Origin of the sequence: Thermoanaerobacter wiegelii Rt8.B1 (assembly GCF_000147695.2) — a bacterium.
Lineage (GTDB): Bacteria > Bacillota > Thermoanaerobacteria > Thermoanaerobacterales > Thermoanaerobacteraceae > Thermoanaerobacter > Thermoanaerobacter ethanolicus.
Genome location: NC_015958.1, coordinates 1,562,120 through 1,574,773, shown reverse-complemented (window position 1 = coordinate 1,574,773; position 12,654 = coordinate 1,562,120). Strand labels below are relative to the sequence as shown.

General features: G+C 32.6%; 11 protein-coding genes, 1 tRNA gene and 3 pseudogenes. 13 read left to right on the top strand and 2 right to left on the bottom strand.

Annotated features, from left to right (window positions below):
* The first annotated feature begins 32 nt into the window (after window positions 1–32).
* The 7 genes and pseudogenes from THEWI_RS07825 to THEWI_RS15585 all read left to right on the top strand — a co-directional run.
* Window positions 33–108, top strand: a tRNA-Pro gene (locus THEWI_RS07825).
* 683 nt (window positions 109–791) lie between these two features.
* Entirely contained in the window at window positions 792–1,487 is a 696-nt protein-coding gene (locus THEWI_RS07820) for a PAS domain-containing protein (RefSeq protein WP_483027925.1), read from the top strand.
* The gene (locus THEWI_RS15800) at window positions 1,475–1,831 is read left to right on the top strand and encodes a GGDEF domain-containing protein (protein ID WP_483027924.1); all 357 of its coding nucleotides are present in this window, start codon (window positions 1,475–1,477) and stop codon (window positions 1,829–1,831) included. The genes THEWI_RS07820 and THEWI_RS15800 overlap by 13 nt, the downstream gene beginning before the upstream one ends.
* Window positions 1,832–1,915: 84 nt before the next feature.
* The gene (locus THEWI_RS07815; RefSeq protein ID WP_014063033.1) at window positions 1,916–2,716 is read left to right on the top strand and encodes a response regulator; all 801 of its coding nucleotides are present in this window, start codon (window positions 1,916–1,918) and stop codon (window positions 2,714–2,716) included.
* Window positions 2,717–2,897: 181 nt separating this feature from the next.
* Window positions 2,898–3,066: pseudogene (locus tag THEWI_RS14905) on the top strand (DUF4351 domain-containing protein); the annotation flags it as partial.
* A gap of 153 nt (window positions 3,067–3,219) precedes the next feature.
* Window positions 3,220–3,873 carry a lysophospholipid acyltransferase family protein gene (locus THEWI_RS07810; RefSeq protein ID WP_244262188.1) on the top strand — a complete coding sequence of 218 codons (654 nt, stop codon included), beginning with the start codon at window positions 3,220–3,222 and terminating at the stop codon, window positions 3,871–3,873.
* A 10-nt stretch (window positions 3,874–3,883) separates the two neighbouring features.
* Window positions 3,884–4,115: pseudogene (locus THEWI_RS15585) on the top strand (IS30 family transposase); the annotation flags it as partial.
* Between the two features lie 144 nt (window positions 4,116–4,259).
* On the opposite strand, the pseudogene THEWI_RS07805 reads toward THEWI_RS15585, so the two are convergent.
* Window positions 4,260–5,497 (bottom strand): annotated as a pseudogene (locus tag THEWI_RS07805) (IS110 family RNA-guided transposase).
* 506 nt (window positions 5,498–6,003) lie between these two features.
* On the opposite strand from THEWI_RS07805, the gene THEWI_RS13655 reads away from it, so the two are divergent.
* The 3 genes from THEWI_RS13655 to THEWI_RS07795 all read left to right on the top strand — a co-directional run bounded on the left by THEWI_RS13655 (window position 6,004) and on the right by THEWI_RS07795 (window position 8,720).
* Window positions 6,004–6,249, top strand: a complete 246-nt coding sequence (locus THEWI_RS13655; RefSeq protein WP_052877857.1) for a hypothetical protein — start codon at window positions 6,004–6,006, stop codon at window positions 6,247–6,249.
* The gene (locus THEWI_RS15580; protein WP_156786946.1) at window positions 6,234–6,431 is read left to right on the top strand and encodes an IS30 family transposase; all 198 of its coding nucleotides are present in this window, start codon (window positions 6,234–6,236) and stop codon (window positions 6,429–6,431) included. The genes THEWI_RS13655 and THEWI_RS15580 overlap by 16 nt, the downstream gene beginning before the upstream one ends.
* Window positions 6,432–6,830: 399 nt before the next feature.
* Window positions 6,831–8,720 carry an APC family permease gene (locus THEWI_RS07795; RefSeq protein ID WP_014063031.1) on the top strand — a complete coding sequence of 630 codons (1,890 nt, stop codon included), beginning with the start codon at window positions 6,831–6,833 and terminating at the stop codon, window positions 8,718–8,720.
* Between the two features lie 289 nt (window positions 8,721–9,009).
* Here the strand turns inward: THEWI_RS07795 and THEWI_RS07790 are convergent, their stop codons facing one another.
* Window positions 9,010–10,359 carry an SEC-C domain-containing protein gene (locus THEWI_RS07790; protein WP_014063030.1) on the bottom strand — a complete coding sequence of 450 codons (1,350 nt, stop codon included), beginning with the start codon at window positions 10,357–10,359 and terminating at the stop codon, window positions 9,010–9,012.
* A gap of 214 nt (window positions 10,360–10,573) precedes the next feature.
* Between THEWI_RS07790 and THEWI_RS07785 the strand changes: the two genes are divergently transcribed.
* Genes THEWI_RS07785 through THEWI_RS07775 form a run of 3 tightly spaced genes read left to right on the top strand, consistent with a single transcriptional unit; the run spans window position 10,574 to window position 12,640 of the window.
* Entirely contained in the window at window positions 10,574–11,014 is a 441-nt protein-coding gene (locus THEWI_RS07785; RefSeq protein ID WP_014063029.1) for a MarR family winged helix-turn-helix transcriptional regulator, read from the top strand.
* A 26-nt stretch (window positions 11,015–11,040) separates the two neighbouring features.
* The gene (locus THEWI_RS07780) at window positions 11,041–11,841 is read left to right on the top strand and encodes an ABC transporter ATP-binding protein (protein WP_014063028.1); all 801 of its coding nucleotides are present in this window, start codon (window positions 11,041–11,043) and stop codon (window positions 11,839–11,841) included.
* A complete protein-coding gene (locus THEWI_RS07775) occupies window positions 11,798–12,640 on the top strand; it encodes an ABC transporter permease (RefSeq protein WP_014063027.1) in 843 nt (280 codons plus the stop codon). Before THEWI_RS07780 ends, THEWI_RS07775 begins: the two co-directional genes overlap by 44 nt.
* Window positions 12,641–12,654 lie beyond the last annotated feature (14 nt).

Below are 12,654 nucleotides of genomic sequence, written 5' to 3'. Positions count from 1 at the left end.
CGTTTATAATAAAAGCTGAACATAGTTTCTTTCTGGGTGTGGCGCAGCTGGTAGCGCGCCAGAATGGGGTTCTGGAGGCCGGGGGTTCAAGTCCCCCCACTCAGACCAGTGAAGATCAGTAACCGCAAGGCTTTGCGGTTTTCTTTTTTTTGGAAATACAATTAGAAATCGAAATTTGCAAACATTTTGCAAACATATTTTTTATTTTGTTTCTTTATCAAGAATTGGGGTGGGTATTTTCTGAATGCCTGCCCTTAGTTTTTAGATTGGAACGTAATACTATTATTAGCAATTTTATATATTGAATGCAAATAACTTTATTTTACTCTAATCTTATTTTAACCTCAATTCGACAAGTAGCAACTAGATTAAAAATTCAATTTCTATGAATGTAAAATATTGATACTTCATTATGAGATCTTCAACTATTGTATATTTGTTGGATAAAGATGTTCTTTTTTGATTAACATAATTTATAAAACATCTAATCCATGCCTGATTTTTGGGTTTCATTTCATGCTCATAATCTTATTCTAAGCAAAAATGAAATTTTACCTCAAAAATTTGGACTTGGCTTAATGTAGCTATCTATAAATTTTTTGACAGAAGAATATCATAGGGATAGTATTATGACAGGAAAATTTTTATTGTGTTTTTAAGTAAAAAGAGTATAATAATATTTCGGAAATAGAGGTCTTGAGTGATTTTCAGAAAATATAGCAAAACGTTTTTATAAGTTACATTTGGCTATATTTGCTGAAATCTAGTTAATTGGAGGCATTAACTGATGAATGCTGTTTAAAGGAGAACAGAAGCAAATTATCTTTAACACAGTACACCGCAGGAAAGATGGTTCTCTTTATCCAGTAGAAGTTCACTTGGAACTTATAGAATTTGGGAAAGAAAAAGTATATGCAGCACTTGTGATTGATATAACGGAGCGTAGAACAATGGAAAAAGAACTGAAGGAAAGGAATGAGATTTTAAGCACTATAATGGAGTCTGCAGGAGATGCCATTATTATGATTGACGACAAAGGGAACGTAACTTTTTGGAACCCTGCAGCGGAGCGTATACTTGGATATTCAAGAGAAGAAATAATAGGAAAAGAATTACACGCACTTATGATTCAAGATGAACGACTGTACGAAGTATATAGAAAAGCATTTAAAAGATTCCGCTTGACCGGCAAGGGGAATACTGTAGGGAAAACAATCGAGCTAAAAGCAAGACATAAAAACGGCTATGAAATTGATGTAGAACTTTCACTTTCTGCTGTAAAAATTAAAGATGCATGGCATGCAATAGGCATAATTCACGACATAAGCGAGCGCAAGAGATTTGAGGAACTGCTTTACTGCCAGTCCATTACCGATCCCCTTACAAATATATATAACAGACGTTTTTTCATGCAGATGCTGGAGCAGGAAATAGAGCGAGTAAAACGAAATAAAAAGCTCTTTTCCCTTATATTATGTTTGACTTAGATCATTTCAAAAAGGTAAATGACCGTTTTGGGCATGCTGCAGGAGATATGGTTCTTAAAAGTGTTGCCGATACAGTAAAAGAAAGGATACGCAAGACAGATTGTTTTGCGCGCTGGGGAGGAGAAGAATTTATAATCCTCCTGCCTGAAACTTCTTTGAATAATGCAGTTGATCTGGCTGAAGAGCTTAGAAAACAGATAAGTAGGATGGAACTGCAAGGAATAGGGGATGTAACAGCAAGCTTTGGAGTAACTGAATATAGGGATACTGATACCATTGACACAGTTCTTATTCGAGTAGACAACATGCTTTATGAAGCAAAGGGTGAAGGAAGAAATGTGTAAAAAGCGAATAAAAAATGGAAATGAAATATAATGTGGGAGGAGGATAAAAAGAGAGGCTTGTAATGAAGCCTCACTAAAAGAACTATGGAGGAAAGGAAAGATAGTAAAAATATTCTAGTAATAGATGATTCTGTATTAATACGGCTTATGGCTAAAAATATATTAGAGGCAGAAGGATATAACGTTGAAGCTGCAGCTACCGCTGAAGAAGCGATGCTGAAAGTAAAAAATAGAAAAGAATTATTTGATTTAGTAATTGTAGACATTAATCTGCCGAATCAGAATGGTTTTGAATTTATACGGAAATTAAAGTCAGAGGAAAAATACAGAGACATCCCGGTAATGATATTGAGCGCAGATGCTACAGCACCTTCAATTAGACAGGCAGTAGAAGCTGGTGCGGTAGAATATCTCATTAAGCCCTTTAAAGCAGCTGAGCTTGTAAAACGTGTAGTAAAACTAATAGGATACATTAAAGAAGAAGATCACTATCCGGAACTTAAAGAGCTGCTAAAAAAAGAAATAAACCGGGCCAAGAGAAGCAATGTAAATCTTTCTTTAGTTCTGGCACAATGCGAAGGAAAAATCAGAGTAGAAATTTCAAAAATAGCAAAACAGGTAAAGAACAGACTTCGAGACATAGATACAGTATTTGAGATTGATAAAAATACTTTGGCTTTAGTTCTTCCTGTTACAGGAGCTGATGGCGCAGTGGTTGTAATAAAAAAAGTTAAAGGTAAACTGCCGGGTAAATGGTATTTTGGTATAGGTACATATCCCGATAACGGCAAAGATGAAGAGGAGCTAATTAATTTTGCAAAAGAAAGCTTAATGAAAGAAATATCGAATTTAAAACAAGAGACGGCAGAAAGAAAAGAAATATAGGAGTTATATAGACAGTAATTTTTTGGTATTATATTTTTAGACAAAAAAATAATAAAATTGCTATTGCAAAGGAAATGTTAAAAAAGGCATAGATATCGACAAAATTACAAAAATTACTAAGTTGTCTTTAAAAAAATAAAAAACTGCTAAATTAGTTTTTCTGTTTAATTGATGGTGATGACTTAAGGAATCAGAAACGTACAAAGTGATATTAGGAGAAAGGATAAAAGAGAGTGCTAAGAAAAAAGTATTAAAAATTGCTAAAGAATTATTAAAAAGGCATGAGCATTAACAAAATTGCAGAGATTACTGAACTTTCAATAGAAGAAATAAAAAAGCTGCTAAATTAAATACTCTGAAGATAGGCGGGCCAAGGCTTTTCTTGACCTATTTTATTTACCCCTTTATTTACAAAACATTTTTATTGGGAAAATTTAAAAAGTATTATAATATAAAGTGAAATTCAAAAGATGGACTTATATAACAACACATAAGTTTATCGGGTGAAGATCTATGAAGATTGTAGGAAAATTTTTTACTTTTTAGGAAAATGGATTTTTTATTTTTTATTTAAAATATTTATCAAAATTGAAGTTGAAGGAAAGAAAAACCTTCCTGAAAAAGGGCCTCTTATAATCGCATCAAATCATAAAAGCATATTGGATCCATTAATACTAATGGTTATATTACCTTATTATATAACTTTTCTTGCTGCTTCATACCTATTTAAAATACCGTTTTTAAATATAATTTTAAAGCTTGTGGGTGTGCTTCCTGTAAAAGAAAAAAATCAAGATTTAAGGACATTAAAACGAGCAATAGATTTGCTAAAAAACGGCAATATAGTCGGCGTTTTTCCGGAAGGCGGGGTGAGCGTAAATGAAAATGTTAAAGAATTTAAACCTGGTTTTGCTTTCCTTTCGGTTAAAACAAATGCACCTATCCTTCCTATAGCGATAATAGGGACGGAAAGAGTGCTTCCTCCAGGAAAATGGATTCCAAAAAGGGCAAAAGTTAAAATTTGCATTGGGGAACCCATATTTTTAGAAAAAGTAAATATAAAGGATAAAAAAGAAATTTACAGTTATTTAGTAAATTATACAAGGGCAATGATTTTAAAGTTCATATCAAAATTTAGCACTCCTGTAATAAATTAAAATGTTGTAATATTTTCCCGAAATTGGGCATGAAGTATATAAGAAGAATAAAAAAATTGCGAAGCAAAGTTCAAAATAGCCAGATGCAGTAGTAGGTTATTGCAGAAGGAGTTCTGGATGAAAAAAAAGAAACAGTTTGTACTAAGACACTATATAATTACATAGATAAAGGCTTGTTAAAAGTTTGCAATATAGATTATTTATGTTTAAAAGTACGTTTAAGGCCGAAGAAGAAGGTAATAAGTATTTCGGTAATATGTCAAGAGGGTGATAAAAAAAATTCAAAAAAAATTTAATAAAATAACCTAAAAAAGGGCATAGCAAAGCTAACCATCACGCAATAAGCTGATGGAAATTAATGTAAAATATGGTTATGGGATAATATGTTAACTTATACAATCATCTCCTTTCATTATTGGGGATTTATAAAGTTTTTCTTCGCGCAGCAGAGCGAAGACTAACCTTACAGTTTTACGTGCAGTCAATACAAGAGCACGTTTATGCTTGTGAGTTTTGCTTTCTTTAAATTTGCGAGCATAGTATTGTGAGAACTCAGGTAAATACTTCCTGAGTTGGTCAGCTGCTTGAATAAAATAATATCTGAGATACTCATTACCAGTACGCTTGAGATATGTGTCCTCCGCTTTAAAATCAGCAGACTGGTATTCTGACCAATAAAGGCCGGAAAACTTTGCAAGGGCATTATCATTATCAAACCTTGAAATTCCGCCTATCTCAGATATTAAGCCGGCTGCGATGGTTGGGCCAATACCTTTTACTGATGTAAGACAAAGAAATTCATTGTTAAATCCTTTTACCTCATTAATAATGGCTTTTTCTACAGCTTTCTTCTGTTTTTCAAGGGACTGTAGATTATCAAAGCAAGACTTGATAACAAAGTTTAAAGAATCATCTACAGTAGCATTAATTCTATAAGACTTGCGAACAGCCTCTTGAAGCAATTTAGCTGTAGCTTCTGGATCATCAAAGCGATCTTTACTCTTATCAACCAAAAAGCCGGCAAGCTCATCAAGCGGTCGAGCCGCAATATCATCAAGGGTGAAAAACTCATTAAACATTTCAGTAGCAGCTTTAGCAAAATTATTACTAAAGACTTTATTTTGGCACAAACCGCTAAACTTAAGGAACAAATTGCTGAGTAAATAATTTTTTCTCTAACAATACTATTAACAATGTGAAAGCGATGGCGAGTAAGCCTCTGGAGAGCAAGATATCTAAAATCTACAGAACAAGATTTAGGGAGTCTACCGAATCTCAGTTTTTCAGCAATAGCAAAGGCATCCATCCAGTCATTTTTAGGCAAATTGCCGAGAGACTTTTTAAAAGCATTAATAATATTAGCATTAAAAGTAGTAATAGAAGGTTGATAAGGCTTAAGAGCAAAATGATCAGCCAAATAATACTGGAGGTGCCAGCCATAGACTGAGGTAGATTCCAAACCAATAAAGACCTTTTGGATATTGTATTTATTACAACACTCCAAGATACGTGATACTATAACATCACAACCATGAGGGTTATTTTCTACAGAAAAACGAGAGGAAGCATCATTACCCTCCTGGTCGAGAATATGAACCTTGACATCATTCAGGCTTACATCCATACCAACAAAAAGCTTATTCAAGATTGTTACACCTCCTTTCAAAAGTGATAAAGTAAGTAAAAGTTAATTTGAGATAACCCTAGCAACCAGATTATGTAGCAACCTCGCAATTAGCTCTTAATATATAAGCCTGAATCCTCTGCTGCCAGGGGCTTATATATGACAAAGCAGATTTCGCGTAAGAAAAGGCAAATCTGGTGTAGGGACCACACTTAAAAGAGCGGTCAAGCCGCATGGAGGACGAAAGCCTGTCCCACATTAACTTTACAGTATAATAATGCTACAAGTTATCTCAAAAGTAAATAATAAGGCCGAAAAAAGATGAGACGGCCGCGCCATGAATCCTGCATATTGCGCAATATTACGGATTCATGGCAATAGATAAGATTTTAGACAAGATGAGAATATTAAAGATTTCCAGTTATAAATTTGCTTTATTAAATTTTAAGAAGTGAGACAAATTTATTGCCTTTAAAATTAATTATACGAGGAGGAATAAAAAGATTATGGGAGAAAGTATACCACAGAGGCCAGAGGAAATAAACAGAAGAGAAGTTTTTAGGCATTGTGAGATAGACACTGTAATGGAGAAACGGACAAATGATAAAGTTTTATTAACAATAACGGAGCGCCTTACAAGGTATGAATATATGTTTGTGATAGATAAAAAGGACTGTTTATCAATTAAAAGGTATTTGATAGACTTAAAGAACAATATAAAGAGAATTTTCCAAAGATATTCAAGAGCATAACGGCAGATAATGGCTCAGAATTTGCAGAGCTAGATGAGATGCTAAAAGAATATGGCAGTAAAGCATACTTTACTCATCCATATTCCGCATTTGAGAGAGACACAAATGAACGTCACAATGGATTAGTGAGGAGATTTATACCTAGAGGTTGCACAATAGCTGACTTACCGGAAGGACCGTAGAGCGAGTACAAGATTGGTGTAATAGACTTCCAAGAAGAATTTTAAGATATAAGACACCAGAAGAATTCTTTTTGCAAGAGATAGCTCAAGCTATTAACTAGCATAACAAATGGGAGCAAAAAATTTAAAGCAGAAGTTATTGCAGATTTAGTTAATATGTAAAATTATGGAACTATACTTCCCCTATAGGGGAAGTATATATAAGTATCATACATGGTTATAAAATAATGGCATTTAATGTAAATAAATGTTGCGTTTAATATTGCAATTTACACTACAAAATCTTGACACGGATGAACTACGTTAGTAATTGAATTTGTTGCAATAAGGTAATATAATAATATAGTTGACTGTAAAACCATTTAATACTTCAAATTATCGGCAAAGGAGAGGATTTCCTTGCTCGAAAAAATTAAAAGGGTTTTAATTGGACAACCATTGCCAAATGAAGTTGAAAAATCAGAAAAATACGGTGTTTTATGGGGTTTGCCGATTTTGTCAAGCGATGCTATATCATCCGTTGGATATGCAGGGCAAGAAATGCTATATGCATTACTTCCTGCTGTAGGAATTTTATCGTTTGAAAAAATCCCTATTCTTTCACTAGCTATAATTGTATTACTTTTTATTCTTATGATTTCATACAGTCAAACCATTGATAACTATCCAAACGGTGGTGGAGCCTTTATTGTTGCCAAGGACAATCTTGGAGTTTTAGCAGGAATCATTGCTGGTGCTGCTTTATCAGTTGATTATATACTTACTGTTGCTGTTTCTATATCATCTGGTGTTGATCAAATTGTAACTGCTATCAGTGTGTTAAGACCATATAAATTGGTGATATGCTTGCTTTTAGTCTTATTATTGATGATAGGAAACTTAAGGGGAATAAGAGAATCTTCACGTATATTTGGTATTCCGGCTTATGCTTTTATGTTGGCGATAGTTTCACTAATAATCGCGGGATTTTTCAAGCTCAAAACTGGTTATATACCGCCTGAACCAAAAATAAATTATCCAATACACCCTGTTACAATGATTTTGCTTTTGAAAGCATTTGGAAGTGGATGTACTGCCTTAACAGGTGTTGAGGCAGTTGCTAATGCTGTTCCCAACTTTAAAGAGCCTGCTACAAAACATGCAAAAATGGTTCTTATGCTTTTATCTTTGATAATTTTTATATTATTTGGTGGGACATCTTTACTGGCGACTTACTATCGAGTAAATCCCGAAAAAGGTGCAATGCTTGTTTTAATGGCTCAAGAAGTTTTTGGCAAAACTTTTATGTATTATTTCGTTGCTGCAACAACATTTATAATTCTTGTATTTGCTGCAAATACAGCTTTTGCAGGTTTTCCAATGCTTGTAGCTGTCATGGCAAAGGAAGAATTTGTTCCAAGACAACTAAGTATGAAAGGAGACAGATTGAGCTATTCAAATGGAATAATAATTCTTTCATTAATATCTGCTTTATTAATTGTCATTTTTAAAGGCAATGTTTCGGCCTTAATTGGTCTTTATGCTATTGGTGTATTTATATCATTTACATTGTCTCAAAGTGGCATGTTTGTAAGATGGCTCAAACATAAAGGTAATAGCTGGCACATAAAAGCTTTTATAAACGGGTTTGGAGCTCTTACTACCTTTGTTGTTGTCATTATAATTGCAATAACCAAATTCAAAGAAGGCGCTTGGATTGTTGTTCTTTTAATACCTGTACTTGTTCTTGCAATGGTAAAAGTAAAACTTCATTATATTGCTGTTGCTGACCAGCTCAGAATAACACCTGCTGATAAAGAATTGTTAGATATTGAACACAATATCTATAGAAATAGAGTAATTGTTCCAATAGAAAGTTTAAACAAAGCAAGTGTAAGAGCATTAAGGTTTGCAAGGACTATATCTGATAATGTAATTGCATTCAATGTTTCTATAAGCGAGGAGCAAGCAAAGAAATTGCAAGAAAGATATAAAATGTTAAATTGTTCTATTCCTTTAGTTATCAGATACTCACCTTACAGAAAAATCATCGAACCACTTTTAGAATATATAAAGTCAGAAGAGTATAACTATCAAAAGGGAGATATAATAACTGTAATTATACCAAAATTTACTGCACCAAAGTGGTGGCAAAAGCTATTGCACAATCATACATGGTTGTTTATTGAAAAAGAGCTGTTAAAAGAAAAGCACATTGTTGTGTCTGTTATGCCCCTTCAACTAAAAGATGATGAAATTGTTTTGAAGAATAAAAAGCAATCTTTGTGGAATGTGTTAGAGAAAGATTAGATTTTTGTGATTATCAAGTATTTACAGATTTTGATATAAGAAAAATTAATGTGCTATCTTGGAAAGAGCAATGCCAGGGCAGTGGTTAATTGCTCTTTTTTAATTAACTTTTTAATTAAAAAGAAAAAGCTTAAAAGTTTTGCCACAGTCAGCCATTATCTCATTGAATAATAAAATTTAAAATGTTAACAAAAATAAGCTACCTTAAAACTTTAAAAAGCCTTTAAAGTAGCTTTATATTGATTCTTTTTGATTTATTTATAAATTCATAACATTTATACATGAAAAATCAAAAACCTTTTAATGCATTTACGATTGCATTCATATTATCATATATAATTGCTTTTTGTTCTTCAATTTTATTGTAAAGCTGTTTTAAGTATTGCACTTCTTCAAAATTCTTTGACTCTAAATAGGCTATATATTCATTAAAAAATTTTCTTGATAATAGCTGTTCTAGATTTTCTAAAATCATATTGCTATCATCTATTCTTTGAGGTAAAGTATTAACATAGTTAGATAGGGATATAACAAATCTTATCTTTATTAAACTAATCTGGAATGTTGTTGGTATAGTTAAAAATTCTAATATGTTTTGAAGCTTTTCTTTGAGGTCATTATCTTTTGTAGTTTTTTCTATTTTTACTATTTTGTCTAATATAGAAAAATACACTTTTTCTGCAACTATATCTTCATCAAAAATTTCATCTATCACTTCATCAAATATAGAATCAAAAAGTTCTTGTTGTTCTGTGTTTTTCTTTTTAAAGAATTCAGCAGCTTTTGCAAGGAACTTTAAATAAAATATATAAAATACATAAAATGGTATTTCAATTTCCATTTCAGGGTCTAAAATATAATTTAATTCATCTTCCATTTCCATAAGCATATTGGCACTTAAATATTCGGCAAATATAGGATATTTATAGAATATTTCCATCACTTTCTCCTTCACTAAGTCATGAGGTAATTTTTCTGCATCATTTAAAACTTTTTCTAATTCATCTTCTCCATCCACAAGGTCAAATTCCGTTGCTTCTGAGATAGGTGTTGTAAATATCTTATAAGTTTTATCTATAACTGCTATTGAAAGCCAGATAAAGATATTTTTCATTTCTTCTTCGGTAAATTTTTCTGTACGTAGAGAATAGGCTAAATTTAATAAATAGTTTTCTAAAAAAGATGTATTAGATATTTCATCTAAAACTCTTTCCATTTCTTCCTCATTATCAAGATCTACATTCATTATAAAAGTAACTGGGATTCTTAAGTCTTTCAACCCTTCATTTTTTCTGAATATACTTACAATTTTTCTAAATAACTCTTCTATTGCTTCATCTTCATTTTCTTCATTAAGTTCTTCCGCCTGTCGTTTTCTTTCTTCCAATGATTCTATTAGTAATACTTTTAATTTTTCCACGTTTACAGCTTCATTTTTACCATCCAGCTTAATTCCATACATTACACTTAGTATTCGTATAAATTCATAATCATAAGGTGAAAATACATCTTCTTTTTCCATTTCCTTTAAGAGGGTTTTCTCAATTTTTTCTATGTTAGGAAGACAACATTTTTTATATTTTTTTCCACTTCCACAAATGCATTCATCATTTCTATCAATATCAAAAAATTTACTCATTTAAAGCCCTCCAAATTGATTTTTACTTTCTTTTTATAGATTACCACACTGTTTTCTTCTTGTCTATTATTTTTAAGGATACTTATCTCATTGTTCACGCATTTATTTATGTCTTTATCTATCATTTTTATAATAAAATGTTTACACCCTATTGACTTTGTAAAAATAATGTTATAATATAATTTGGAAACCAAAATATTAGGGAGGCAAATTGATGAAACTAGGGTATATAGACAATTTAGAATTGTTTTTACGAGAGATAAACCACATATTAAATTTATATACCCGAAGCTATCTCAACGAAAAAAATATAACAATGGCGAGATTTTGGGTTATGAATAAGTTGTCGGATGACAACCCAATAACCATGAAAGAATTGCAAAGAAGGTTGCTGCTGGCTCCTGGCACTCTGACAGGGCTTGTTGACAATCTTGTAAGTGATGGGCTCGTTGAAAGATGGCGAGATGAAACTGACAGAAGGCTTGTTTATCTTAAATTAACCCAAGAAGGTGATAAACTATTAAAAGAGATCTTACAATATCGTACATCAATACTCGCAAATATTTTGAAAAAGATTGATGGACTTGACGTAGAACGTCTAAACAGGGATTTGAGGTTAATTTGGAATCAATTGAAAGAATGTGAGACTTGCTAAATTTTAATTTGGAAGCAGGTGTTTATATGCCTTTTTCTGTTGAAGTTAAAAATCTAAGGAAGCTTTTTGGAAAGTATGAAGCAGTTGCAGGTATAAGTTTTACCATAAACGAAGGAGAAGTTTTTGGTTTATTGGGACCTAATGGAGCAGGAAAAACAACTACAATTCGTATGATAACTACGCTTTTGCTTCCGACATCAGGCGAAATCAAAATAGAGGGAATAAATGTTATAAAAAATGGAGGTTATATTCGAAATTTAATAGGATATGTACCGCAAGCCTTATCAGCCGATTCAACTTTAACAGGGTATGAAAATCTTCTAATTGTTGCAAAATTATTGTGCTTACCTAAAAAAGAGAGAGAAGAAAGGATTAATCATATTCTTGACATATTAAATTTAAGTGAAGCAGCAAACAGGATTGTCAAAGAGTACTCTGGTGGTATGGTTAGAAAACTGGAAATCGGCCAGGCATTAATACACAGGCCAAAATTATTAATACTTGATGAACCGACAGTTGGTCTTGATCCTGTAGCACGACGTAACGTTTGGGAAGTTCTTGAAGCACTTAAAAAAGAAACGGGACTTACAATTTTAATAACAACCCATTATATGGAAGAAGCAGAAGCCATGTGTGACAGGGTAGCTATTATGAATAAAGGCAGGATAGCTGCACTTGGAACCCCTGAAGAATTAAAGGTGATGACTGGAAATAAAGAAGCTACTTTAGAAGATGTTTTTACATTTTTTACAGGCAATCGACTGGAAAGCGGGGGAAACTTCAATGAATTGCGACAAGTCAGAAGGCGCATTCAGCGCTTTGACTAATGAAAGACGACACAGTTTTTCTATACTATCAAAATTTATAGCCTATATGGCTAATTCCTTTACTATTGCTGAGATGGAAATAAGAAAATTACGCCATGACCCCACTGAACTTTTTACTCGCGCAGTTCAACCAGCTTTATGGTTGTTGGTTTTTGGCCAGGCTTTTTCCAAAGTACGTGCTATTCCGACAGGAAATGTTAATTACCAGACATTTATGACTCCAGGGATTCTGGCACAGTCTATGATGTTTATATCAATTTTTTATGGACTTAGTATTATTTGGGACAAAGACCAGGGAATTCTTCAAAAATTAATTGCACTGCCAGTACCTCGCTTTGCATTTGTTACGGGAAAAGCTTTGGGAGCCGGTGTAAGGGCAATAAGTCAAGTAATGATTATACTGTTTCTTTCCTTGTTAATAGGGATAAAATTACATTGGAGCATTGTTAACATATTAATGAGTGTAATTACTATAATTTTTGGGGCTATTATCTTTTCTTCTTTATCCATGACTATTGCAGCTATAGTTAAAACCAGAGAAAGATTTATGGGCATAGGACAGGTAATAACAATGCCTCTTTTCTTTGCCAGTAATGCAATTTATCCTATTGAGATTATGCCTCATTGGCTGCAAATAGTAGCACAAATAAATCCTCTGAGTTATATTGTAGAACTTTTAAGAGGATATTTATTAAATAGTCCTATACCAAATGCAGGCTTGGATTGGCTAATAATAATATTCATAACTGTTATTTTGCAATTGTGTGCCGCATTATTATATCCAAGAATCGTTGTATGAAAGGAGATGCATAC